The sequence below is a fragment of the Novosphingobium sp. genome (genome assembly GCF_032093395.1).
Taxonomy (GTDB): Bacteria; Pseudomonadota; Alphaproteobacteria; order Sphingomonadales; family Sphingomonadaceae; genus Novosphingobium.
On the sequence record NZ_DAMDBA010000008.1, the window covers coordinates 22205 to 45986 of the forward strand.

General features: G+C 66.3%; 20 protein-coding genes. 7 read left to right on the forward strand and 13 right to left on the reverse strand.

Annotated features, from left to right (window positions below; genetic code table 11):
- Positions 1 to 34: 34 nt before the first annotated feature.
- Positions 35 to 496, reverse strand: coding sequence for an Lrp/AsnC family transcriptional regulator (locus RT424_RS04610; protein WP_313434791.1), 462 nt, complete (start codon positions 494 to 496; stop codon positions 35 to 37).
- Positions 497 to 603: 107 nt separating this feature from the next.
- On the opposite strand from RT424_RS04610, the gene phhA reads away from it, so the two are divergent.
- The 4 genes from phhA to maiA all read left to right on the forward strand — a co-directional run bounded on the left by phhA (position 604) and on the right by maiA (position 3812).
- The gene (phhA, locus tag RT424_RS04615; RefSeq protein WP_313434792.1) at positions 604 to 1461 is read left to right on the forward strand and encodes a phenylalanine 4-monooxygenase; all 858 of its coding nucleotides are present in this window, start codon (positions 604 to 606) and stop codon (positions 1459 to 1461) included.
- On the forward strand, positions 1458 to 2558 hold the full coding sequence (gene hppD / locus RT424_RS04620) for a 4-hydroxyphenylpyruvate dioxygenase (RefSeq protein WP_313434793.1): 1101 nt from the start codon (positions 1458 to 1460) through the stop codon (positions 2556 to 2558). The genes phhA and hppD overlap by 4 nt, the downstream gene beginning before the upstream one ends.
- Before the next feature lie 62 nt (positions 2559 to 2620).
- Positions 2621 to 3175 (forward strand): VOC family protein, encoded by a 555-nt coding sequence (locus RT424_RS04625; RefSeq protein ID WP_313434794.1) that lies wholly within the window; start codon positions 2621 to 2623, stop codon positions 3173 to 3175.
- Positions 3176 to 3179: 4 nt separating this feature from the next.
- The gene (gene maiA / locus RT424_RS04630; RefSeq protein ID WP_313434795.1) at positions 3180 to 3812 is read left to right on the forward strand and encodes a maleylacetoacetate isomerase; all 633 of its coding nucleotides are present in this window, start codon (positions 3180 to 3182) and stop codon (positions 3810 to 3812) included.
- A gap of 9 nt (positions 3813 to 3821) precedes the next feature.
- Here maiA and RT424_RS04635 read toward each other — a convergent pair whose 3' ends face one another.
- The 7 genes from RT424_RS04635 to RT424_RS04665 all read right to left on the reverse strand — a co-directional run bounded on the left by RT424_RS04635 (position 3822) and on the right by RT424_RS04665 (position 10481).
- On the reverse strand, positions 3822 to 4022 hold the full coding sequence (locus RT424_RS04635; protein WP_021233577.1) for a hypothetical protein: 201 nt from the start codon (positions 4020 to 4022) through the stop codon (positions 3822 to 3824).
- Between the two features lie 218 nt (positions 4023 to 4240).
- Complete coding sequence (locus RT424_RS04640) at positions 4241 to 4942, reverse strand: HAD family phosphatase (RefSeq protein ID WP_313434796.1); 702 nt, start codon at positions 4940 to 4942, stop codon at positions 4241 to 4243.
- Between the two features lie 334 nt (positions 4943 to 5276).
- Complete coding sequence (locus RT424_RS04645) at positions 5277 to 6296, reverse strand: arginine N-succinyltransferase (protein ID WP_313434797.1); 1020 nt, start codon at positions 6294 to 6296, stop codon at positions 5277 to 5279.
- A complete protein-coding gene (locus RT424_RS04650; protein ID WP_313434798.1) occupies positions 6293 to 7501 on the reverse strand; it encodes a hydrolase in 1209 nt (402 codons plus the stop codon). Before RT424_RS04650 ends, RT424_RS04645 begins: the two co-directional genes overlap by 4 nt.
- Positions 7501 to 8916, reverse strand: a complete 1416-nt coding sequence (gene astD, locus RT424_RS04655; protein ID WP_313434799.1) for a succinylglutamate-semialdehyde dehydrogenase — start codon at positions 8914 to 8916, stop codon at positions 7501 to 7503. Before astD ends, RT424_RS04650 begins: the two co-directional genes overlap by 1 nt.
- Positions 8913 to 9944: a 2-oxoadipate dioxygenase/decarboxylase family protein gene (locus RT424_RS04660; RefSeq protein ID WP_313434800.1), complete on the reverse strand. Its 1032-nt coding sequence runs from the start codon at positions 9942 to 9944 to the stop codon at positions 8913 to 8915. Before RT424_RS04660 ends, astD begins: the two co-directional genes overlap by 4 nt.
- Positions 9945 to 10175: 231 nt before the next feature.
- Positions 10176 to 10481, reverse strand: a complete 306-nt coding sequence (locus tag RT424_RS04665) for a hypothetical protein (RefSeq protein ID WP_313434801.1) — start codon at positions 10479 to 10481, stop codon at positions 10176 to 10178.
- Positions 10482 to 10487: 6 nt separating this feature from the next.
- Here RT424_RS04665 and RT424_RS04670 point away from each other — a divergent pair, with 6 nt between their 5' ends.
- Positions 10488 to 12623 carry a glycosyltransferase family 4 protein gene (locus tag RT424_RS04670; protein WP_313434802.1) on the forward strand — a complete coding sequence of 712 codons (2136 nt, stop codon included), beginning with the start codon at positions 10488 to 10490 and terminating at the stop codon, positions 12621 to 12623.
- Positions 12595 to 13902 carry a glycoside hydrolase family 130 protein gene (locus tag RT424_RS04675; protein ID WP_313434803.1) on the forward strand — a complete coding sequence of 436 codons (1308 nt, stop codon included), beginning with the start codon at positions 12595 to 12597 and terminating at the stop codon, positions 13900 to 13902. Before RT424_RS04670 ends, RT424_RS04675 begins: the two co-directional genes overlap by 29 nt.
- Before the next feature lie 298 nt (positions 13903 to 14200).
- Here RT424_RS04675 and RT424_RS04680 read toward each other — a convergent pair whose 3' ends face one another.
- The 5 genes from RT424_RS04680 to zwf all read right to left on the reverse strand — a co-directional run bounded on the left by RT424_RS04680 (position 14201) and on the right by zwf (position 22124).
- On the reverse strand, positions 14201 to 17023 hold the full coding sequence (locus tag RT424_RS04680; RefSeq protein WP_313434804.1) for a phosphoenolpyruvate carboxylase: 2823 nt from the start codon (positions 17021 to 17023) through the stop codon (positions 14201 to 14203).
- Positions 17020 to 17646: a bifunctional 4-hydroxy-2-oxoglutarate aldolase/2-dehydro-3-deoxy-phosphogluconate aldolase gene (gene eda / locus RT424_RS04685; protein WP_313434805.1), complete on the reverse strand. Its 627-nt coding sequence runs from the start codon at positions 17644 to 17646 to the stop codon at positions 17020 to 17022. The genes RT424_RS04680 and eda overlap by 4 nt, the downstream gene beginning before the upstream one ends.
- Positions 17643 to 18647 carry an ROK family protein gene (locus RT424_RS04690; protein ID WP_313434806.1) on the reverse strand — a complete coding sequence of 335 codons (1005 nt, stop codon included), beginning with the start codon at positions 18645 to 18647 and terminating at the stop codon, positions 17643 to 17645. The genes eda and RT424_RS04690 overlap by 4 nt, the downstream gene beginning before the upstream one ends.
- The gene (gene edd / locus RT424_RS04695) at positions 18644 to 20458 is read right to left on the reverse strand and encodes a phosphogluconate dehydratase (RefSeq protein WP_313434807.1); all 1815 of its coding nucleotides are present in this window, start codon (positions 20456 to 20458) and stop codon (positions 18644 to 18646) included. The genes RT424_RS04690 and edd overlap by 4 nt, the downstream gene beginning before the upstream one ends.
- A 208-nt stretch (positions 20459 to 20666) precedes the next feature.
- Positions 20667 to 22124, reverse strand: coding sequence for a glucose-6-phosphate dehydrogenase (gene zwf, locus RT424_RS04700; RefSeq protein WP_313434808.1), 1458 nt, complete (start codon positions 22122 to 22124; stop codon positions 20667 to 20669).
- Between the two features lie 357 nt (positions 22125 to 22481).
- Between zwf and RT424_RS04705 the strand changes: the two genes are divergently transcribed.
- Entirely contained in the window at positions 22482 to 23480 is a 999-nt protein-coding gene (locus RT424_RS04705; protein ID WP_313434809.1) for an ATP-binding protein, read from the forward strand.
- Positions 23481 to 23782: the final 302 nt, after the last annotated feature.

The following is a 23782-nucleotide window of genomic DNA, read 5'->3' on the forward strand; positions in this document are numbered from 1 at the left end:
GGATGACGGGGTGCTTGGGAGCACCGCCAATGCCCTATTCCAACGGCAGTGCCCGCTGTTCCTTGATCGCTTCCAGCACGATGCTCGACTTCACGTCGCGAACGCCGGGAATGCGCACCAGCGTCTTCAGCGTGATCTGGGACAGATGCTCCACATCCCGCGCGATGATGTGGACGATGTAGTCCATGTCGCCCGTCACAGCGTGACAGGCGATGACGTAGGGGTTGTCGCGGATAGCCTGTTCGAAGCGGGTGATGTTCTCGTCGATATGGGCATTGAGGTTGATGAGCACATAGGCTTCGAGTTCGAAGCCCAGCTTGCGCGGGTCCAGCACAGGCGCGTAGCCGACGATGACGCCGTCATCCTCCAGCCGCTTGATGCGGCGGCTTACCGGGGTCGCGGAAAGCGCGGTGCGCTCCGCGACTTGCGCCACCGGCATGCGGGCATCTTCCTGCAACGCAGCGATGATCTTCCGGTCGAACAGATCGAGCTGCATGAATCACCTGCCTAGATCATATTTCTTGGTCGAAACCACTCATACACCGCCGAGCAGCGCGCGCAATCGCAGGAATCTTCCACTGAAGCTGTGATAATCTCTCTCGAATGAAGAAGCCCTCGACCGAGACATCCAAGAGCGAGCTTCGGGGAGAGTATGAACTGGCTGCCGATGACTATACGGTCGGGCAGGACTGGGATGCCTATACCCCGGAGATGCACGCGCGCTGGCGCCGCCTCTATGCGCGGCAGTCGGCGCTGGTGGAAACCCATGCCTGCGCGGCATTCCGCCAGGGCTTGGCGCGGCTGGATTGCGCGCAGGGCATACCCCGGTTCGAGGACGCCAATGCGATCCTCGAACCGGCCACCGGGTGGCGGCTGGTCGGGGTGCCGGGCTTCATCCCCGATGCCGTATTCTTCGACCATCTCGCCCATCGCCGCTTCCCGGTGACGCGCTGGCTGCGCGAGGAGCATGAGCTGGACTATCTCGTCGAGCCGGACGTGTTCCACGATTTCTTCGGCCATGTGCCGATGCTGCTCGACCCGACCATCGCCGATTTCCTGGAGCTTTACGGCCAGGCCGGGGCAAGGGCCATGGCGATGGACGCGCTCGACATGCTCGCGCGGATCTACTGGTACACCATCGAGTTCGGACTGGTGCGGGAGGAAGGCACGCTGAAGGTCTTCGGCGCGGGCATCATCTCCTCCGCCAGCGAGACGCGCTACTCGATCGAGGATGCGGACGTGCTCCGCCTGCCGTTCGAGCCGGTCCGCGTCATGCGCACGGGGTACATGATCGACTCCTTTCAGAAGACCTATTTCGTCCTCGAAAGTCTGCCCCAGCTGATCGAGGATCTTGTCGGGCTGGACTTCGGCCCCGTCTACGAAACCTGGCGCGCCGCGCCGCCCATTCCCGCCGGAGAGACGCTTCCCGGCGAGGTACCCTTCGGAGAAACGATTTCATGACCGACCTTTTCGAAAACCCCATCGGACTCGACGGCTTCGAGTTCGTCGAGTTCTCGGCACCGGAAAAGGGCGTGCTGGAGCCGGTGTTCGAAGCCATGGGCTTCACGAAGGTCGCCCGTCACCGCTCGAAGGACGTGGAACTCTGGCGCCAGGGCGGCATCAACTTCATCACCAACTACGAGCCGCACAGCCCGGCCTGGTTCTTCAGCCGCGAGCATGGCCCTTCCGCCTGCGGCATGGGTTTCCGGGTCAAGGACGCGCGTGCCGCCTATGCCGAACTGCTCGCCCGTTCGGCCGAGCCGGTGCAGGTCGCGACCGGCCCGATGGAGCTGCACCTTCCCGGCATTCGCGGCATCGGCAACTCCATCATCTACCTGATCGATCGCTACGAGCGAGACGGGGATGGGGCATTGTCGATCTACGACATCGACTTCGACTATCTGCCCGGCGTCGATCGCCATCCGGTGGGTGCGGGCTTCGACTTGATCGACCACCTGACCCACAACGTCTATGGCGGCCGCATGGTCTATTGGGCGGATTACTACGAGAAGCTCTTCAATTTCCGCGAGATCCGCTACTTCGACATCAAGGGCGAATATACCGGGCTCACCTCCAAGGCGCTGACCGCGCCGGACGGCAAGATCCGCATTCCGCTCAACGAAGAGGCCGAAGGCGGGAAGGGCCAGATCGACGAATTTCTGCGCGCTTTCAACGGTGAAGGCATCCAGCACATCGCCTTGATCTGCGACGATCTGATCGGCGCCTGGGACCGGCTCAAGTCGCTGGGCGTGCCGTTCATGACCGCGCCGCCGGAAACGTACTACGAGATGCTCGACGAGCGCCTTCCCGGCCATGGCGAACCGGCCGAAGAACTAAGGATGCGCGGCATCCTGCTAGACGGCACGACCGGGGAAGGGCAGCCGCGCCTGCTGCTCCAGATCTTTGCGGAAGCGCGGGTCGGGCCGGTGTTCTTCGAATTCATCCAGCGCAAGGGTGACGACGGCTTCGGCAACGGCAACTTCAAGGCCCTGTTCGAAAGCATGGAGCGCGACCAGATTCGTCGCGGGGTGTTGAAGGTGGATGAGCCGGCCGAATAAACGAGGTTGGGAGAGAGGGGCAGGCCCACGCAGGTCTGCCCCCGATTTCCGGGAGATAGACGATGACTGACAAGACACCTGTTTTGGGCGGAATTCACCACGTCGCCTACCGCTGCCGCGACGCCAGGGAGACGGTGGACTTCTACCGCGACGTGATGGGCATGGATTTCATGCTGGCCATCGCCGAGGACAAAGTGCCGTCGACCGGCGCGCCCGATCCCTACATGCATGTCTTCCTCGATTGCGGCGGCGGCAACGTGCTCGCCTTCTTCGAGCTGCCGAACTCGCCCGACATGGGGCGGGACGAGGCTACCCCTGCCTGGGTGCAGCACATCGCCTTCAAGGTGGAGAGCGAGGAGGGCCTGCTGGCCGCGAAGGAACGCGCCGAAGCGCACGGGATGTCGGTGGTCGGCCCGGTTCATCACGGCGTGTTCAAATCGATCTATTTCTTCGATCCCAACGGCCACCGGCTGGAACTGGCCTGGCAGTTCGGCACCTCGAGCCAGATGGCCCAGCTCAAGGCCGTGGCCGAGGACATGCTGGAGGAATGGTCTCGCACAAAGCGGGCGCCGCGCCACGCAGCCTGGCTGCACGAGAAGATCGCGGCGGAGACCTGAGCGCGTGAAGCTCCACGGCTACTGGCGCAGCTCCACCAGCTACCGCTTGCGCATCGCGCTGGGTCTCAAGGGCCTTGAATACGAGCAGGTTGCCGTCAATCTGCTCAATGGGGAGCAGCGCTCCGCGGAATACCGCCGCCTAAACCCCTACGGCGGTGTTCCGGCGCTGGAGATCGACGGGCGTGTCTACGCGCAGTCGATGGCGATCCTGGAATGGCTCGACGAGAGCTTTCCCGATCGGCCGTTGCTTCCCCGCGATGTCGAGGATCGCTTCGCCTCGCGCGAACTGGCTATGGCCATCGCCACCGAACTGCATGCGCCGCTCAACCTGCCGGTGTTGCAGTATCTGAAACACGATCTCGGCCTTGCGCAGGCGGAAGTGGACGTCTGGTATCGCCACTGGATCGCCCGCACGTTCGAAGGCGTGGAAGCGCGGCTTGCGGCGCGCGAAACGCGGGATTTCCTATTCGACGCGCCGGGCCTGTTCGAATGCGTGGCCGTGCCGCAGCTCTATAATGCCCGGCGGTTCTCCTGCGATCTCGACGGCTATCCGCATCTGACCCGGATCGAGGCGGCCTGTCGGGAGCATCCGGCGTTCGTCGCGGCGCATCCCGACAGTCAGCCAGACAGGAATTGAAACGGCGTGTCAGGCCTTCGGCGTGACCCAGACCTCCACCGGCGCCACGAACTTGCCCGGCGCGGGCTTGCCGACATGGACACGGTCGGCGGTGACGAGTTCGCCGCTGGCCAGGTTGAAGCTGGCCCAGGGCTTGGGCATGCGGCCGAACGTCATCTTCTGGATGGGCTGGCCGGTGGTCGAATTCATGATGGTTGCGATGATGCTCATCCGCCCGCCCGTAGCCGGATGGGGGAAGTCGGGTCCAGCGGGCGGGCAGAGCTATGCCCGGAGCAATTCGTCGTCCCGGACTTGATCCGGGACCGCTGGCAATTCTTTAGGCGCGACCTGGCGGCAAAAGCGCCCTGGCGTGGGATGGGCTGTTCCCTGCCAGCGGTCCCGGATCAGGTCCGGGACGACGGCTAAAACAGACCTAAATCAGACCTAAATCAGCCCTCCGCAGGCGCCAGCAGCAAGTCCCTCAATGCCTCAAGGCTCGGCAGGATTTGTGCGCAGACCAGCGTCTGTTCCTCGGTGGCGGGCAGCAGGTCGGGCACCATGACCGTGGCGATCCCCGCCGCCGTGGCCGAGCGCACGCCCGCGGGGCTGTCCTCGATCGCAACGCAATCGGCCGGATCGACGCCCAGACGGCTGGCGGCGAGCAGATAGGGTTCGGGGTGCGGCTTGGCCTGGGTCACGTCGTTGCGGGTGACCACGACATCGAAGTAGTGCAACAGCCCGGCTTTCTCCAGCCGCTGCTGGGCATAGGGCGCCTCGGAGGAAGTGGCGATCGCCATCGGCACGCCGGCCTTGGCGAAATGCTCCAGGATGATCTCGGCGCCGGGGCGCAGGGGAATTCCGGCATCGAGCATGGCAGTGAAGGCCACATCGCTTTCGTCGAAGAAAAGATCGAGCGGAAAGTCCGGGCCCATGTGATCGGCCACCAGACGGCGCGAACCGTCGCGGTGGATGCCGACCATCGAATGCTGGAGCGTCGCCGGAAGCGGATAGCCCATCGCCTTGCCGGTCACCGCGAAAGCTTGGCCATGCAGGGCCTCGGTATCGAGCAGCGTCCCGTCCATGTCGAAGATCGCCGCGCGGATCGGGTCGGGCAGGGCGGGGGAGCGGAGCGGTGCGGGGAGCGTGGTCATGTTTCCAATATGAGCGCGACCCATGGCGGCACCATTGCAAAAGAGGACGGGACGGTTGCAGTAAACGTCGTGAGGGTGAGGGCGGATGAGAGGATGAGAGGATGAGAGGATGAGAGGATGAGGATGAAGATGAAGGGGGAGGAGACGTCGTCCCGGACTTGATCCGGGACCGCTGGCAGTGAACAGCCCACGTTCAGGCAGGGCGCTTTCCCGCCAGCTCGCGCCTAAAGCACTGCCAGCGGTCCCGGATCAAGTCCGGGACGACGGGCCCCTCACCACCACCTCTATCTCTCACCTCTCACCTCTCACCTCTCACCTCTCACCTCTCACCCTCTCACGCGCTGGCGTAAGTTACCGTATCCCCCGGCCCCACACCCAGCAATGCCGCCGCTGCCGCGTCCAGCGTTACGCCGCTACCGGCCGCATCGACTTTGCCGAGGCAGGCGCGGAAATCCGCCAGGCGTCCGGTGGCGACGAGGTGGCTGGCTTCCGCGTCATCCGCATCGGCGATCGCCGTGATTTCGGCGCTGCGGGCTTCCTGCACGGTGCGGATCTGGTCGGTCCGGGCGATCATGGTCGGGCCGCCGTCGAAGATGTCGACGTAGTTCTGGAATGAAAAGTTCTCGTTCTCCAGCATGCGCATCGCCGGGCGGCCGGAGTAGTGCGGCTGGCCCATGACCTGCCGCGCCGCTTCGGAGAGCAGCGCGCAGTAGATCGGGTGCTTGGGCATGAGGTCGGCGATGAACTGGTTGCCGTGCTTGGCGTTGAACTCGTCCGCGTCGCGGAAGCTCATGTCGAAGAAGCGGCCCGCCAGCCCATCCCAGAACGGCGAGTTTCCGGCATCGTCGATAGCGCCGCGCAGTTCGGCCAGGGTGGTATCGCCAAAGCGCTCGCGGTGCATCTTGATGAAAAGGTAGCGGCTGCGCGCCAGCAGCTTGCCCACGCCCGCCGAACGTTCGGTGGCGTCGAGATAGAGGCCGCCCACTTCGCTGGCCCCGTCCAGATCGGTGCAGAGCGTCAGCATTTCGGCGCGGAAGGTGCGGTCCAGCTCCTTGGAATGCTGGGTGATCCGGCCGAGGCGGTAGGAGTAGAACGGAAACTCGGTGCCGACTTGCGAGAAGGCCTGGCAGGTGCCGCGCACTTTGCCGGTTTCGGTGTCTTCGAGGATGAAGACGAACAGGTCGTTGGCGATCTCGTCGCTCTGGCGGGCGAAGCTCTTGGCCGTGCGCTTCAGCTTGGCGTCGAGCGTCGGCTTGTCGGGCGGTAGGTTGGTGAAGCCGCCGCCGGTGCCCTTGGCCATCCGGTACAGCGATTCCAGATCCTTTTCCTGTGCGGTGCGCAGGAGAAACGTCATGCGGGCAGAACTCCGTGGCGATCCAGTCTGTGGAGGACGAGGGCGGTAAGGCGGGCGCGGGCATCGAGAGAGTCGGCCAGCAGGAATTCGTCGGGCGAGTGGATGGAGCCGCCCAGCGCGCCCATTGTGTCCAGCACCGGCACGCCGCAGGCGGCGATGTTGTTGCCGTCGCAGACGCCGCCGGTGTCCTTCCAGCTCATCGGCTGGCCGAGGTCGGCGGCGGCCTTGCTGACCATGCCGTAGAGCGCCTCGGTCCGCGTCGAGATCGCCTTGGGCGGGCGCGAGACATGGCCGTGGACATGCATGTGGACATCGTGCGAGGCGGAGACTTCGGAAACGGCGGCCTGGATATACGACTGCGCCTCGGCGGCCAATTCCGGCGTGGCGGGGCGCATGTTGAAGTGCAGGATGGCAAGGTCCGGGACGGTGTTGTTGGGCGCGCCGCCCTCGATCCTGGCGGGGTTCACCGAAAGCCCGGGGCGGCGCATCGCGGCGAGGCGCAGAGCGAGGTCACCGGCGGCGAGCACGGCGTTGCGGCCCTCATCGGGGTTGCGTCCTGCATGGGCGGCGCGGCCGTGGACCACGACGGCGTAGTTGCCCGATCCGGGCCGCGCCCGCGCCATCTGGCCGCCGGGCAGCGCCGGTTCGTAAGTCAGCGCGGCCAGCTTGTCTTGCGCCAGCTCCGCAATCAGCGCGGCGGAGGACAGTGAGCCGGTCTCCTCGTCGCTGTTGACGAGGACATCGTAGCCCAGCGTCGCGCCGGAGCGCTCGTAGGCCGCAAGCCCCGCCAGCATGAGCGAAAGCCCGCCCTTCATGTCCGCCGTGCCGGGGCCGTTCAGCCGGTTCTCGTCGAGCCAGCGGCACGCCTGGAAGGGGTGATCGGCGGAGTAGACGGTGTCCATGTGGCCGGTGAGGATCACCCGCCGCTCGGCCTGGGGCCGCACCGAAAGCACCAGGTGACGCCCATGGGCGACCTCGCGGGTATGGCCCTGGCTGTCCACTTTCTCGACCGGGGCGGGATCGACCAGCCTGATCTCGCCCGGCAGGACGGCAAAGGCCTCTGCGAGCTGCCCGGCCATCGCCGCCAGCCCTTCGATATGGCCGGTGCCGCTGTTGATCGCAGCCCAGTCCAGCGTGCGCGCGAGGATCGGGGCCCGCTCTACCGGGGCAAGAAGATTGTGTTCCTCGCTGGTCAGCCCTGTCATCAACGCAGCTTGCCGGCGAGCGCGCCGCTGTTGCCCGCCACGTCGGCCGCCTCGAAGCTGGCGACCGGATAGGCGCAGTAGTCGGCGGCGTAATAGGCGCTTGGGCGGTGGTTGCCGCTGTCGCCCAGACCGCCGAACGGCATCGATCCCGCAGCCCCGGTGGTGGGGCGGTTGCGGTTGACCACGCCCGCGCGGCTTTCCAGCACGAAGCGATCCCACAGCGCGTCGTCGCCGCTGACGAGGCCCGCCGAGAGGCCGAAGCGCGTGGCGTTTGCGGCGGCCATGGCGGCATCGAAATCGGGAACGCGGGTGATCTGGACGATCGGGGCGAAGATTTCCTCGTCGGGCACGTCCAGGCCGGTCACGTCGAGAATGCCGGGCGTGACGAAGGCGCCGCTGCGGCCTTCCACGCCCGTGAAGGCGCGGATGACGGTGGCGCCCTGCGTTTCGAGGTCTGCAAAGCGCGCCTTGGCGGCGTCGGCGGCCTGGGCCGAGATCAGCGGGCCGAACCAGGGCTCGGGCGTCTCGTGCCATTCGCCGATGGTCACGCGGTCTGCCAATGCGGCTACGGCATCGACCAGCGCGGTGCCGAAGTCGTTGTCCGGCACAATCAACCGCCGGGCGCAGGAGCAGCGCTGGCCGGTGGTGATGAAGCTGGACTGCACGACCACCGAGGCGGCCTCTTCCACGTCTCCGTCCCACACCACCAGCGGGTTGTTGCCGCCCAGTTCGAGCGCCAGGATCACGTCCGGGCGATTGGCGAAAATGCGCCGGAAATGCGCGCCCGCGCCTGCCGAGCCAGTGAACAGCAAGCCGTCGATATGGCCCGCCACCAGCGCTTCGCCGGTGGCGCGCGCGCCGTGGACGATCTGGAACACGCCTTCCGGAAGACCAGCCTCAAGCCACGCATCGGCCATGGCCTGGCCGGTCGCCGGGGTCATTTCGGAAGGCTTGAACACCACGGTGTTGCCCGCGAGCAGGGCGGGGACGATGTGGCCGTTGGGCAGGTGGCCGGGGAAGTTGAACGGGCCCAGCACCGCCATCACGCCATGCGGGCGATGGCGCAGCACGGCCTGCCCGAACGGCATGTCCTGCCGCTTTTCCCCCGCCCGCTCGGCCTGTGCGGCGATGGAGATGCCGACTTTGCCGATCATCGCGGCGAGTTCGGTGCGCGTCTCCCACAGCGGCTTGCCGGTCTCTCGCGAGATCGTCTCGGCCATCGCGTCCTTGCGGGTTTCCAGCACGGCCTTGTAGCGCTGCACCGCCTCTACGCGCGCGGCGACGGGAAGGGCGGCCCAGGCCGGGAACGCCGCATGGGCGCGAGCCAGCGCGGCATCGACGGCGGCGGCATCGGCGCTCTTGCCTTCCCAGACCAGCGCGCCGTTGGCGGGATCGAACGACTGGAGCAGGCTCACGCGTTCCTCGTCACGGCGAAGATGCCGGTGGCATTGCCCGAATCGAACGTGAGATCGAGCTTGCCGGTCTCCGGATCGATGTCGCGGGTGATGAATTCGTAGAAGGAGCCCGGCACCGGCAGCGGAACTTCGGCGCCGTCGGCCTCGCGGAACGGGCGCACCACCTTGTCGGCCAGGATCGCGGTCTGGCGCACGCGCCCGTTCTGCGAGATCTCTACCGAGGGTTTCATCGGATAGCCGTCCGCCCGCAATTCCTCGGCCAGGGCCACGACATCGGCGGTGCGGGTGGTCGCGTGGTTGAAGGCATTGCCTTCGGTGGCGATCCAGGCGCCTTCGCCGGTTTCCGACAGCAGCACTTCGTAGTCGGTCAGCGAGGGGGGCTCATGCTGACGCCCGAAACAGGCCAGCGCGCCCTTGAGCGCGGTGACGGCTTCGTCGAAGGAGCAGGCGCCCCCGGCGGAAAGTGCGTCGAAGGCCGCCCATTCCGCTTCGCCCAGCGGATCGACCGAGGCGCCGAACACGCTGGCGCAGGCCGCCTGGCCACCTTCGGAAAGTTGATCGACATGGAGTTCGGAGACGAAGAACTGCGGGATCGTCTCGGGCAGGTCGCGCTGGACATAGGCGCGGCCGGTCATCCGGAGCTTGGGCAGCGGATAGAGCGCGGCCACCTCGTAGCCCAGCGGAGCGAGAAAGCGGCCGAAAGCCTGATGGCCGCCAGGCAGGTCGCCGGTCTGGCCGTCGATGGTGCGCAGCGCTCCGTGGTCGAAGCCGATCGTTTCGCCCGCCTCGCGCACGGACAGGACGTAGCGCGCGGCGGTGGGAACGCGGTCCAGCAGATCGGCGAAAAGCGCCGCGTTGAGGGCCATGGCCACCTGGGCGCGGGATACGGTGTCGCCGGTTCCGGAAAGGGCAGGGTCGATGGTAAGGACGGTCAGGGCCGAAGTCGCGGCATCGGGGCCGAAAACAGCGGAAAGCAGGCGGTGAAGCACCTGGTCCTGGGTCGCGAGAAGGCTGGAGTCGGAGGGCATCGTGTTCCCGTCGTGTCTCTGTGTTTGCGCGTCATCGGGACATAGGAAAGCGTCGGAACGAAGTCCATGGTGCGAAAGTGCCGGCACCGCTTTCTTGTCTATACTTTTTCGACCCGACTTGCGGGAGAGGCGCTCCGGCGCGCGTTCGAGTCGGTCAGGCCGTGGCCCGATTCGCAAGTGCACAAATGTGAACGCAGCGGATTGCCGCGCTCTGAACGGCGTTCGCCACGGTCAGTCTGCCGCGTTATGTGAAATTTTTTGCAGTGCAGCGGGAAACTCATGGCACAGTTCGGCTTTAATTGAGCATTCTCCTCCACCTTCTGCGGGGTGCGCATGAACTTGATGCCTCGTAATGACGAACCCGGCCGGAAATCGGGTTCCGACAAAGTCCGTTCGATTTTCGATGCGACTTCCAACGATATCGATGTGGAGCCGGTTCGGCCGCTTCACATTGCCTTGGTGGGAAATTTCGCGCCCCGAAAATGCGGCATCGCCACTTTTACAACGGATATCTTCGAACAGCTGGCGGAATTTCATTCCGAAATGGCCGTCGACGTCTATGCGCTCGACGATCCCACGCAGCCCCTCGAATATGCCGAGACGGTCCATCGGATCGCATGCGACGATCCCGAAGCTTATGCCCGCGCCGCGCGCCGGATCAACGAGGCGGGCGTGGACGCGGTTTGGGTCCAGCACGAATACGGCATTTTTGGCGGTCGGGACGGCGAGATGGTGCTCGACTTCGTCGACCGGCTTGCCGCACCGCTGGTGCTGACCCTGCACACCGTGCTTTCCGATCCCTCCGAGCGCCAGCGGGCGATCCTGAAGCACCTGATCGCGCGTGCCTCGCGCATCATGGTCATGTCGCAATATTCGCGCGAACTGCTGGAGCGCGATTACGACGTGCCGGGCCGCGTCCTGGAAGTGATCGAGCACGGCGCGCCGGACCGGCCGTTCGGACGGCAGGAGGAATTCAAGGAACGGCTCGGCCTGGAAGGCCGCAAGGTGCTGACGACTTTCGGGCTGCTCAGCCGCGGCAAGGGCTTGGAAAACGCCATCCGCGCGCTTCCGGGGATCGTCGTGCGTCATCCCGAGGTGATCTATCGCATCGTCGGCGCCACCCACCCCAATCTCGTGGCCTACGAGGGTGAGGCCTATCGCGAGGAATTGCAGGCTCTTGCGGAAGAGCTGGGCGTTTCGGCGCACATCGCCTGGGAGAATCGCTTCCTCGACACCGGCGAACTGCTGGACCAGCTGGAAGCCTGCGACATCTATCTCACGCCCTACCTGGGCATGCAGCAGTCCACTTCAGGCACGCTCAGCTATGCCGTCGCGCTGGGCAAGGCCGTGGTTTCCACGCCCTACGTCCATGCACGAGAGCTACTGGGCGAGGATATCGGTCGACTGATCGAGCCCGGGTCCAGCGAGCCTATCGCCGAAGCCGTCAACGCGCTGTTCGACCAGCCCGCCGAACTGGCCGCCATGCAGCGCCGCGCCTGGGCGCGCGGGCGCGAGATGATCTGGCCGCGCTTCGCCGATGCCAGCATGCGTCTGGTGGACCGCGCCCGCGCGCCCGAGCCGTCGCTGCCGCCCATCACCGCGACGCCCGGCCTGGCCGCCGTGCTGGCCATGAGCGACGCCACCGGCATGCTTCAGCACTCGATCGGCGTCGTGCCGGACCGGCGCCATGGCTACTGCCTCGACGACAATGCCCGCGCGCTCATGCTGATGAACGTGGCGCGCGGCCTGCCCGTGGCCGAGCGGATGAAATGGAGCCTGGTCTACGCCGCTTTCGTGCAGTCCGCATGGAACCCGGACCTCGGCCGCTTCCGCAACTTCATGCGCTTCGATCGCGACTGGTGCGAGGACGAGGGATCGGAAGATTCGAATGGCCGCGCCATCTGGGCGCTTGGCCAGACCTACGAGCGGGCGCCGGACCAGAGTCTGTCGGATTGGGCGCTCCAGCTCTTCGAGGATGTATTGCCCCGGCTGGCGACGATCGAGGCGCCGCGTGCCCGCGCTTTCGCCATGCTCGGCGCCTGCGCCGTGCTGCGCCGGGATCCGGGCAATGCGATCGCGCTGGACTGCGTCGCGGAAGGCGGCGACTTCCTGATGCGCCTGCTCGGAGATGGCCGCCGGCCGGATTGGGCCTGGTTCGAGGCCGTCCTGGGCTATGATAACCCGCGCCTTCCGCAGGCGCTGATCGAGGCAGGTTTGGCGCTGGGCCAAGAAGCCTGGATCGGGGCGGGACTGGAAACGTTGGAGTGGATCTGTCGCCAGCAGGTTTCGGCGCGCAGCCAATTCCGTCCGATCGGTTCAGAAAGCTTCGGCAAGCCGCACAGCTACCTGCCGTTCGACCAGCAGCCGCTGGAGGCCCAGGCGGCCATCGAAGCCGCCTGCAGCGCCTGGACCGCCAGTCACGGCACGTTCTGGACCGAACATGCCCTGACGGCCTGGCGCTGGTTCTTCGGCGGCAATGACCGTGGGGTCGTGCTGGCGGAGATTGCGACGGGTCGCTGCCTGGATGGCGTCACGCCGCGAGGAGCCAATTCCAATTGCGGTGCAGAATCCATTCTCGCCTTCCAACTTTCGCATTATGCTCTGGCCGAGCTTGCCGTTTCGGCACCGCTCGGACGTGGAGGAGGATTGATTGAATCGGCCCGAGAACGTCTGGTCTGAACCGCTTCACGTCTTCGAGACTCGCCTCTACGCCGATCCGGCGCGAGTCGTGTTGCGTCCGTTCCACCTTGGATGGCAGGGCAAGAACGCCGGCGGGCGCGCCCATCGCCTGGTGGAGGACGTGGCCGCACTCACCGAGGAGCGCGCGGCGGCGGAATACGAGCGCGTCCTCCGCGACTTCAAGGAGCGCCACTGGCAGACCGAGAAGATCTTCGCCGATCGCTTCGAGGAAGTGGCGGCGAACCTTGAACTCGATCCCGCGCAGTTTACCGAAACTCGCAAGCGGCTGATCGGCGCCTATTTCTGCCACGAATATACTTTCGCGGCGGCGGCGCTGATGAACCCCTCGATCGTGCCGGCGCCCGACCAGTCGGGCATGCAGGACGGGGCCGTGCGGTTCATCATGAGCCTGCGCGCGGTGGGCGAGGGGCATATCAGCTCCATCGCCTTTCGCGAGGGTATTGCGGAAGTGGACGGTACGTTCTGCCTCTGGCCGCAGGCGTCCTTCGCGACGTCGGTGGAACTGGACGAAGAGAGCCAGACCGATGCCGACGACGGCGTTTCGGTGCATCGCCATACCGAGTCGAACCTGTCGAACACGGTGATCTTCCCCATCACCGAGCAGCAGCGTGGCGGGCTGGAAGACTTGCGCCTGGTACGCTTCGACCATGGCGGCGGCGACTACGAATGGGTGGGCACCTACACTGCCTATTCCGGCAGTTCGATCCGTTCCGAACTCCTGCGCACGCGCGATTTCCGCGCCTTCGAGTTGGAGCCGATCCGGGGCCGCGCCGGGCGCAACAAGGGCATGGCCCTGTTTCCCGAGAAGATCGACGGCCGCTTCACGATGGTCGGGCGCCAGGACGGCAAGAACCTGTTCCTGCTGCACTCGGACACGCTCGACACCTGGGACGACGACGGCGTGCTGCTGATGGAGCCCAAGTACCCTTGGGAATTCATCCAGATCGGCAATTGCGGCAGTCCGATCCCCACCGAGCATGGCTGGCTGCTGTTCACCCACGGTGTCGGTGCGATGCGCAAGTATGCGCTGGGCTGCGCCTTGCTGGACCTGAAGGATCCGTCCAAGGTGCTGGCCCGCACGGTCGAGCCGGTGCTCACCGCCGAAAACGCCGACCGCTCGGGCTATGTGCCCAATGTGGTCTACACCTGCGGCGCGCTGAAAGTGGGCGAGCGGCTGCTGCTCCCCTATGGCATTTCCGATAGCACCGTGGGCTTCGCGACCTGCGAGATCGAGAACCTGCTCAAGTTGATGGCGTAGCGCGCCGGTCGGTCGCGCCAATGCCGACCGGAAAAGCCCCGTCGTCCCGGACTTGATCCGGGACCGCTGGCCGCGCCTCGCCCAAATTTCGGCTGGGCGACGACGGGCGTTTCGTGGCTCAATGCGTGGTCGCGCCTAAAGACAGACACCGGTCCCGGATCAAGTCCGGGACGACGTAATATTTCCGCCTTTATCCCGACCCTGGATTTCCAGCCGTCATCCTGAAACAAGTTCAGGATGACGGGCCTCGGGGATGCAAGGTCGCTGACCGCCTCCCTCTCAAGCGGAGCTCCCGCCGCTACCCATGCGCGCCGAACTCGTTCGCCAGCGCGGTAGTGATGCGCAGCGACAAGCCGTAGGAACGAGCGATCGGGTCGATATATTCCCGGTGAATGCGGGTGTAGCCGGTCGCGCTCGAATCCGGATAGTCGCTCGGGCAATCCACCTTGAAGTCGTCGATCGAGGGGAAGCTCGTCGGGAAGGCGCGGCGAAGCTGGGCCAGGCCGTCTTCGACGCGCAAGGTGAAGAACATCTCCAGCACGTCGTCGCGGCTGATGTCGTTGGCGCGGCTGAACTGCGGGACCATGACGGCGCGCAGGAACATGTGCTTGAACAGCGCGATCCGCAGCGACTGGAGCACGCCGAGGCTGCGGCGGGTGTGCTCGCGATCGGGCAGCGGGGCTTCGTCGGGGAGAAGGTCGAGCAGGAAGTGCAGCTTCATCGCATCAACCCGCAGGCGGGAGGCAAGGCGGCGGAACACGCCGGTGCGGTCGTCCTTGGTGAGGTATTCCGCCAGCTTCAGGCAGGCCTCGGCGATATATTGCTCGTCGCCGCGATAGGGGCGGCTGGCCCAATAGGCCGAGTTGAACAGCTCGCCATAGGCCGCCACCGTCTTGATCGAGGCCAGGGCATTGGCGGCGCGGGCCAGGCGCAGCAGCTGCTGGCCGCGTTCGCTTTCGCGCAGGAGCAGCGCGATCTCTTCGCGGTTGCCGTCGGACGCGGTGCCGATTCCGGCGATCACGTTCACCGGGTAGCCCAGCTGCTGGAGAATGGCATTGTGCGGGATCGCGCGGATCTGGCGCAGGCTCATCGAGCGGTCGGCGGCAAGGTCGGACTGGCGGCGCGCCTTGCGGCTGCCGGTGTCGTTGAGCAGGCCGAGGCCGAAGGCGGTGATCGCGCGGCTGTAGGTCGCCGATTCCAGATGCTCGTGCTGCACGCCCCGGATCGCCCGGTAGAAATCGAGGCTGAGGTCGGTGCGGCGATAGAACAGGTCGGTCGGCGCATCGGCGTCGGCACCCCAGAGCGGCATTTCGGCCATGCGGGTGAGCGTGGCCAGCGCCAGTTCGTCCGATCCGAACCAGAGGTAGCCGTCACCGCCCTGGAACGAGACTTCGGGCTCCAGCCGGATGCCAGCGCGCAGGAAGCGGCGGCGGGCCCAAGGCGACATCGGCCACTGGAAGCGGTCCTCTATGCTGGAGGGATGCGCGCCGCGACCCATCGATTCGCCGTGGGTGTTGAAGATCAGCGCGGAGACGTCGGTGAGGCCGTTGGCGACCATCGCTTCGGACAGACGGCCCTGAAGGCGCTCGATGGCGAGCGCGGCGGGCACCTGGCCGACGAAGCGGCCAGCGTCCGAAAAGCCGGTCTGGATCGAGACGCGGCCGCGCTTGCGTGCGTAGTCGCGGTAGGCGGGCTCTGCCAGCACGGCGTCGACGAAGCGGCCGCCGTGTTCCAGCGCGCTTTCCGTCTCGAACAAGGGGGAGACGTCCACCTTGTCGTCGATGCCGAACATCCGCGCGAAGTAGAGCGCGGCCAGGATCGTCGCCGGTTCCTCGCACTCGGCTACGAGCATGCGGATCGGGGCGTCGGCGTCGATATGGGCCAGGATCTGCGCCATCGCCAGGAACTGGCGCACGGCGGTGGAATTCTCGATGGCCAGCGCGGCGAAGTTCGACTTGAGCGGAACGACTTCGGCCAGCAGTTCGCGCATGCGCATGAGCGCGGCCTGGCTGGCGAGGCTGAGCTTGCCTTCCGGGTCGATGCGCAGGCGGATCGCGTTCTGGAGCTGCGAAGCGTTTACCCGGAAGTGGATCCAGCCCATGCCGAGGCCGTCCGCGCGCATGGCGGCGGCGGTGACCAGCAGGGTGCGGGCGATCTCCTGATCGGCGTGGCGGGCTTCGTTCTCCAGCTCGGCGATCACGCCTTCCAGGCTGACGATTCGATCGGGATGGTCGGCGGTGAGGGCGTTGGCGGCGTCGGACAGCGCCTCGGGCGCGGTGAGGTCGGCGGCGAAGCGGGCCACCATGTCCTCGGTCAGCTTGCCCGCGCGTTCCAGCCTGCGGGCGATCTCCGGCGCGGCATGGGCGAGGCTGTCGGCATAGCTGGCGAGACGGATCGCCTTTTCCTGGAGGCGATAGCGGATCGAGGTGGACCAGCCGATGTCGGTGCGGCCGTCCATGTCGTAGCCCACCCAGGAGGCGAAGCGCACGGGCATCGGGTTGAGGCCGCGCCAGCGCTTGGGCCAGCGGGCGGCGGCGATGTCGAAGAGGCGGGCGTTGATGCGGTCGCGAGCCTTCTGGCCGCGCGCGATCGCTTCCATCGCCTTGTCGTGCTCGTAGTCGAGCGTGATGTGGTCGCGCTCGGGCGAGGCGACGCAGACCGAGGCGACGCTGTGGTCGCCGCTGGACGCGGCGGCGGCGACGGCTTCGGTCTGGGCCGAGGAGAGCAGGAAGGTCGGGTGCGCGGTGAACACCACATGCGCGGCGGGGCGCTGCCAGCGGACGGCGAAGGCCGAGAAGTCGTCGCCTTCCTCCCTTCCTTCCGCCGCAATGGCATCGATCCGGGCGTCGTTGTCGGACAGGCCCACCGGCGCGAGCAGGCGGTCGAGCCGGGCGGCGCGGGCGCGCAGGCCCTCGCACTCCATCTCGGCGACGAGAGCCTCGATGTGATCGAGGCTCATTTCGCCGGTTTCCAGCTTGCGCGACAGTTCGAGGCCGAGCTGGAACACCGGGTTGTAGGTCGGCGTTTGCGTGGTCAGGACGTGGAGATCCTTGAGCCGGCGGTCGAGATCGTCGACCGTGGTGAGCGGCCCCGCTCCCTGGTGCTCCGCGCCGGCGCTCACCGCGGGAGTCCTGCTGCTTCGCGGGCGGCCGCCTCGATGACGGCGACATCGGGCTTGCCCTTGGGGACCATCCAGCTTCCGCCGACGCAGAGCACCGCGTCAAGCGCCAGCCATTCCGGGGCGTTCTGAGGGGTAACGCCGCCGGTGGGGCAGAACTTCGCCTTGTAGAGCGGGGCCGAGATCGCCTTCAGCGCCGGAGGTCCGCCCGCTGCCATGGCAGGGAAGAACTTCAGGCGGTCGAACCCGCATTCCAGCGCGAACATCACGTCGCTGGCGTTGGCGGTGCCGGGCAGGAACGGGATCTGCGACTTGTAGGCGGCTTCGGCCAGCATCGGGGTGAGGCCGGGCGAGACGATGAACTCCGCGCCCGCGTCGATCGAGCGCTTGAGATCGTCGGGCGAAAGCACCGTGCCCGCGCCGACGACGGCGCCGGGAACCTGCTTCATCACCTTGATCGCTTCGATCGCGCATTCGGTGCGCAGCGTGACTTCGAGCGCGGGCAGGCCGCCTGCCACGAGCGCCTCGGCGATCGGCAGGGCATGCTCGATATCCTCGATCACCAGCACCGGGATCACCGGGGCAAGACGCATGACCTTTTCGACGGCTTCGGACGGGCTGCTCATTGGACGTGCTCCCTGACATAGGCGGCAGCCGCGCCGAACAGGCCGGGCTGCGGATGAGTGATAAGCTTGACGGGGATCTGCGCCATCAGCGAGGCGAACCGTCCCTTGGCGCGGAAACGCTCGGAAAAGCCCGAGGCGAGAATGGTTTCGCGGATGCGGTAGCCAAGGCCGCCGGCAATGACGACGCCGCCCGCGCCGTGCGCCAGCGCGTAGTCGCCCGCGGCGCTGCCCAGCGAGAGGCAGAAACGGTCCACGGCGGCGGCGGCCAGCGGGTCGGACTGGTTGGTGCCCGCCGTCCAGATCTCCACGTCGGAAAGCTCGTGCACCGCGCGGTTCTCCATGGCGGCGAGGGTCTGGTAGATATCGACGATGGCCGGACCGGAGACGACGCGCTCCACCGATACGCGGTTGTGGCGCTTGCGCAGGCGGGCGAGCACGGCATCCTCGATCAGGTCGAGCGGGGCATAGTCGACATGGCCGCCCTCGGTGGCCTGCACATGGTAGAACCCGCCCTGGCCGTGCGGCAGGCCGTTGCGCCACAAGTGGGCGACGCCAAGCCCGGTGCCCGGCCCGAGCACGCTGAGCGTGCCCGAGGCGGGAAGCGGACCTTCCGGGCCGGCCAGGTGCAGGAACTGGTCTTCCGACGCCAGCGCCACGGCATAGGCGACCGCCGCGAAGTCATTGACGACGGTATAGTGCTCGACGCCCATCTTCTCGGGAATCATCGCGGGTCGAATGATCCACGGGTTGTTGGTGAAGCGGATCACGTCACCGCCGACCGGCCCCGCTATCGCGATCGAGATGGCATTGGGCAGGGTGCCGCCATTGCGCTCTCGAAAGGCCTGCCAGGCCAGCTGGAAGCTGCCGTGCTCGCTGGTGTGGAGCGTGACGGGTTCGCCGAGAGTGATCTGCCTCCGGTCATCGACCGAGGCGATGGCGAAGCGAGCGTGGGTGCCGCCGATATCTACTGCAACGAGATCGGTTGTCGCGGAAACACTCACAGGCCGGCCACCTCCAGCATCGAGGAACCGCCCTGTTCGGCGCCGCCTGCATTGGCGCGGAACATCGCGAAGAGCTCGCGGCCCATGCCTTCGGCCGGAGCCGGCAGCGGGGCGGGCGTGCGGCCCGAGAGGTCGGCGGTGGTGGAAAGGGTGCCGTCCTCGGCCGAGAGGCGCACGATGTCACCGTCCTGAAGATAGGCGATCGGGCCGTCGGCCAGCGCTTCCGGAGTGACGTGAATCGCGGCGGGAACCTTGCCCGAAGCGCCCGACATGCGGCCGTCGGTGACGAGCGCGACCTTGAAGCCCCGGTCCTGAAGCACGCCCAGCGGCGGGGTCAGCTTGTGGAGTTCGGGCATGCCGTTGGCGCGCGGGCCCTGATGGCGCACGACCACCACGACGTCACGGTCCAGTTCGCCCGCCTTGAAGGCGTTGATGACGCCTTCCTGCGTCTCGAACACGCGGCAGGGTGCCTCGATGGTCCAGCGTTCCTGATCGACGGCGCTGGTCTTGAACGTGGCGCGGCCGACATTGCCGGAGACGAGGCGCATGCCGCCGTCGGGCAGGAAGGGCTTTTCCACCGTGCTCAGCATGGCCTCGTCGCCGCTGACCGTGGGCGCGGGCTTCCACGCAAGTTCGGTGCCATCCAGCGTGGGCTCGCTGGCATAGCTGCGCATGCCGCCCTTGGAGATGGTGAGGATGTCCTCGTGCGCCAGCCCCGCGTCGAGCAGTTCGCGCACGATCCAGCCCATGCCGCCGGCAGCATGGAAGTGGTTCACGTCACCCGAGCCGTTGGGATAGACGCGCGTGATCAGCGGCACGGCGCCGGAAAGCTCGTCGAAGTCCTGCCAGTCGATCTGGATACCGGCGCAGCGGGCCATGGCGGGCAGGTGGATGGCATGGTTGGTGGAGCCGCCGGTGGCGAGCAGGCCGACGATGGCGTTGACGATCGCCTTCTCGTCCACCACGCGGGCCATCGGGCGATAGTCGTCGCCCTTGCGCGTCAGTTCGGTGGCGCGGTGCACGGCGGCGCGGGTCAGCGCCTGGCGCAGCGGAGTGTTCGGCGGCACGAAGGCGGCGGCCGGGATGTGCAGGCCCATCATCTCCATCATCATCTGGTTGGAGTTGGCGGTGCCGTAAAAGGTGCAGGTGCCCGGCGCGTGATAGCTGGCGCTCTCGCTGGCGAGCAGTTCCTCGCGGCCGACCTTGCCTTCGGCGTAGAGCTGGCGAACCTTCTGCTTTTCCTTGTTGGAGATGCCGCTGGGCATCGGGCCGGCCGGAACGAACACGGCTGGAAGGTGGCCGAAGCGCAGCGCGCCCATGACCAGGCCCGGCACGATCTTGTCGCAGATGCCCAGCAGGGTCACGCCATCGTACATCGCGTGGCTGAGCGAGACGGCGGTGGAAAGAGCGATGGTGTCGCGGCTGAACAGCGAGAGTTCCATGCCGTCGAAGCCCTGGGTCACGCCGTCGCACATGGCCGGCACGCCGCCCGCGACTTGCGCCGTCGCGCCCACTTCGCGGGCGAACAGCTTCATCTGCTCGGGATAGCGGCCATAGGGCTGATGGGCCGAGAGCATGTCGTTGTAGGCGGTGACGATGCCGATGTTGATCGCCTTGCCCGCCGAGATCGCCGGCTTGTCCTCGCCGCTGGCGGCAAAGCCGTGCGCAAGGTTGGAGCACGACAGGAACGAGCGGTCCGAATGACGGTCGGCCTCGCGCTCGACCATGGCGAGGTAACGCTGGCGGCTGGGCTTCGACCGTTCGATGATGCGATCGGTGACGCGGGCGACCACCGGGCTGAGATTGCTCATGGGGTTACTCCTGCACTTTCCGTCTGTCTTTTTTGTCTCCGCCTCCCGAAGCCGCCGCGACGGAATATCCCATACGGGGCTTGAAGGCGTTCAGGTAACCGGTGTCAATATCTATGTTCCACCGGTTTGCGGGGGATTGGGCACGGCGGGAAGCACGCACCCCGGATATATAGGGTGCGTCACAGCTTCATGCCCTTCAGCGGCCGATCTACTCGTGCCACGTCACGCCGTCGCGCTCGGCGAGGGCGATGGCGGCGGAGGGGCCCCAGCTTCCGGCGGTGTAGGTCTTGGGCTCCTGGTCCTGTTCCTCCCATCCGGCCCGGATGGCGTCGATCCATTCCCACTGCGCTTCCACCTCGTCGCGGCGGACGAACAGCGTCTGCTCGCCCTCGATCAGGTCCAGCAGCAGGCGTTCGTAGGCGATGCGGCGCTGCGGCCCGGCGAAAGCGTCGGGCATGGCGATGTCGAGCGGGATCGAGCGCAAGCCGAAGCCCTCGCGATCCAGCCCCGGCACCTTGGCCATGAGCGAGAGCGTGATGTTCTCGCTCGGCTGGATGCCGATGACCAGGCGGTTGGGCACCGTTTTCGCGCCGCGGCCGTGGAAGATCGAGTGCGGCACGTCGCGGAACTGCACGATGATCTCGGTCGTGCGCTTGGGCAGGCGCTTGCCGGTGCGCAAGTAGAAGGGCACGCCCTGCCAGCGCCAGTTGTCGATATGGGCCTTGATGGCGACGAAAGTCTCGGTGTTCGAATCCTTGCCGAGTTCGTCGTCGTAGCCCGGCACGGCCTGGCCGCCGATGGCGCCGGCGCGGTACTGGCCGGTGACCGTCTCGTTGGCGGAAACCTTGCGCAAGCTGCGCAGGATCTTCACCTTCTCGTCGCGCACGCTGGTGGCATCGTAGCTGACCGGCGGCTCCATCGCGACGAGCGCGAGCAGCTGGAGCATGTGGTTCTGCACCATGTCACGCAGCGCGCCGGAATCGTCGTAATAGGCGACGCGCGATTCAAGACCGACCGTTTCGGCCACGGTGATCTGCACATGGTCGATATGCGCGGCGTTCCACAGCGGCTCGAACATCAGGTTGGCGAAACGCAGCGCCAGCAGGTTCTGGACGGTTTCCTTGCCCAGGTAGTGGTCGATGCGGAAGATGCGGTCTTCGGGGAAAGCGCGGGCGACGGCGTCGTTGATCACCTTGCTCGACGCAAGATCGACGCCGAGCGGCTTTTCCAGGCCGATGCGCACATTGTCCCCCGCCAGGCCGCTGGCCTGGAGGCCGCGGATGGTTGGTTCGAACAGGCTGGGCGCGGTGGAGAGGAAGATCGAAAGCCCGTCCTTCGGCTCGCCCACTTTGGCGGCCAGCGCGTTGAAGCCTTCCATCTGGTTGGCGTCGAGCGTTTGGTAGGACAGGCGATTGAGAAACCGCGCCATGCCGCCGCGCCGTTCGGCGGGCAGGAACTGTTCGAGCGACTCGCGCGCGAAGTTGCGGAATTCCGCATCGTCATGCTCGGAACGGGCCGTGCCGATGATCTCGATCTTGGGATCGAGCAGGCCTTCGGCATCGAGCGCGCAGAGCGATGGGAGGAGCATGCGGCGCGAAAGGTCGCCGGTGGCGCCGAACAGGAGCAGGCGGTCGGACGTGAATGGAGCCGAAATCGAATTGGTCACTGGGCGCAGTCCACCTTCTGGGGGTGATCCCCTATTGCTTCAATTCCCGCCGCGATCGACGGGGTCCTCCTCCTCCTTGCATTCCAGGCCATGCGGCAGAGCGGGAACGACGTCCTTCTTCGCGGTTGCAGCATGGCACGGACTGCGTGCGACGTGCTAGGCGAGAGTGCGTCAAACCTCAACCTCGTTTGCATGGATTGAACAGAACCTGCCGGTGCATACGTATTTAGCAGCGGGCAAACGTGATATTTTCCGCAAGTTCGTTGCCTTTGCGTCTTTGTCTTGTCGTCAGGTGCAGGCATGGGAAAGGATCGGCATCCGGATATGACGATGCGGCGAAGGATAAAGGCGAACAGCATGGCCGGTGACGGCGTCCACCTCCTGGAACACCTCCAGACCCCCGCGATGATGGTATCGCGCGGACAAGTGCGCTACGCCAACGGCGCGGCGCGGGCGCTGCTGGGCGCGCATATCGTCGGCCAGGACGTGCGCATCGCCATTCGCGAGCCGCGCGCCGTTGCCGCCATTCTCAGCGACGAGGGCGGGATCGCCCGCGTGACGGGGCTCTCCACCGGCGGCAGCGTCTGGGAAGTGGATTGCCGCGTGGTTTCGCCGACGGACCGGCTGGTCAGCCTTTACGATCTGTCGGAACGGGTCAGCGTCGCCAAGTCTCACGCCGATTTCGTCGCCAATGCCAGCCACGAACTGCGCACGCCGCTCGCCAACGTGCTCGGCTATGTCGAGACGCTGCACAACCCCAAGGCCGGCGGCGACGAGAGCGTGCGCACGCGCTTCCTCGACACCATCCGCCACGAGGCGCAGCGGATGCAGGCGCTGATCTCCGACCTCATGTCGCTTTCGCGCATCGAGGCGGTGAAGCACGAAGTCCCCTCCGAACGGGTAGAGATGGTCGCGCTGGCGCGGGAAATTGCGGGCGAGGCACGCGGCGATGCGCAGATCGAGGTGCTGTCCAACTGCGAGCAGGCCGTGGTGACCGGCGATCGCGGCCAGCTGGCGCAAGTGTTGCGCAACCTCATCGACAACTCGCTGAAGTACGGCAAGCAGGGCGGTCCGGTGGACGTCAGCCTCGAATCGACGCCGACCGGCTGGGTGCTGGTGACGGTGCGGGATCACGGCGACGGCATTTCCCCCGAACATCTCCCCCGCGTGACCGAGCGCTTCTATCGCGCCGACACCAGTCGCAGCCGCATGGTGGGCGGCACCGGACTGGGGCTTTCGATCGTCAAGCACATCGTCGAACGCCATCGCGGCCGTTTCGACATAGACAGCCGTCCAGGGCAGGGCACCACCGCCTCGCTGATGCTGCCGTTGCGTAAGGAAGAGGCGGCGGGGTAGGGGTGCGGGGCAGTGTCGTTACGCGCGTAGAGAAAGCCGCTAGGTCCGTTGAGCGGTTTTCCGTCGCGTAACCCGCTCCGTCATCCTGAACTTGTTTCAGGATCCATCGCCCAGCACGCCCGGACGGTGCGACGAGGCGGAATGGATCCTGAAACGAGTTCAGGATGACGTGGCGGCCGGGTGATGGCCACGGAGGTACAAAGGGCCGCGACTTCGCGCGCGCCCAGACCTCTCAGAAATCCAGTTCGAACCGCGTGCCGACCACTTGTGCGTCGTAGTCGGTCTTGCCGGACTCCGTCGGC

Excerpts from the sequence above, each read along its gene's own strand:
- RT424_RS04610 (WP_313434791.1), bottom strand. The coding sequence starts at position 496 with ATGCAGCTCGATCTGTTCGACCGGAAGATCATCGCTGCGTTGCAGGAA.
- phhA (WP_313434792.1), top strand. The coding sequence starts at position 604 with ATGAAGAAGCCCTCGACCGAGACATCCAAGAGCGAGCTTCGGGGAGAG.
- hppD (WP_313434793.1), top strand. The coding sequence starts at position 1,458 with ATGACCGACCTTTTCGAAAACCCCATCGGACTCGACGGCTTCGAGTTC.
- RT424_RS04625 (WP_313434794.1), top strand. The coding sequence starts at position 2,621 with ATGACTGACAAGACACCTGTTTTGGGCGGAATTCACCACGTCGCCTAC.
- RT424_RS04635 (WP_021233577.1), bottom strand. The coding sequence starts at position 4,022 with ATGAGCATCATCGCAACCATCATGAATTCGACCACCGGCCAGCCCATC.
- RT424_RS04640 (WP_313434796.1), bottom strand. The coding sequence starts at position 4,942 with ATGACCACGCTCCCCGCACCGCTCCGCTCCCCCGCCCTGCCCGACCCG.
- RT424_RS04645 (WP_313434797.1), bottom strand. The coding sequence starts at position 6,296 with ATGACGTTTCTCCTGCGCACCGCACAGGAAAAGGATCTGGAATCGCTG.
- RT424_RS04650 (WP_313434798.1), bottom strand. The coding sequence starts at position 7,501 with ATGACAGGGCTGACCAGCGAGGAACACAATCTTCTTGCCCCGGTAGAG.
- RT424_RS04660 (WP_313434800.1), bottom strand. The coding sequence starts at position 9,944 with ATGCCCTCCGACTCCAGCCTTCTCGCGACCCAGGACCAGGTGCTTCAC.
- RT424_RS04665 (WP_313434801.1), bottom strand. The coding sequence starts at position 10,481 with ATGAAATTCCGCCAGCTGTTCGAAGATATCCGTTGTAAAAGTGGCGAT.
- RT424_RS04670 (WP_313434802.1), top strand. The coding sequence starts at position 10,488 with ATGGCCGTCGACGTCTATGCGCTCGACGATCCCACGCAGCCCCTCGAA.
- eda (WP_313434805.1), bottom strand. The coding sequence starts at position 17,646 with ATGAGCAGCCCGTCCGAAGCCGTCGAAAAGGTCATGCGTCTTGCCCCG.
- edd (WP_313434807.1), bottom strand. The coding sequence starts at position 20,458 with ATGAGCAATCTCAGCCCGGTGGTCGCCCGCGTCACCGATCGCATCATC.
- RT424_RS04705 (WP_313434809.1), top strand. The coding sequence starts at position 22,482 with ATGGCCGGTGACGGCGTCCACCTCCTGGAACACCTCCAGACCCCCGCG.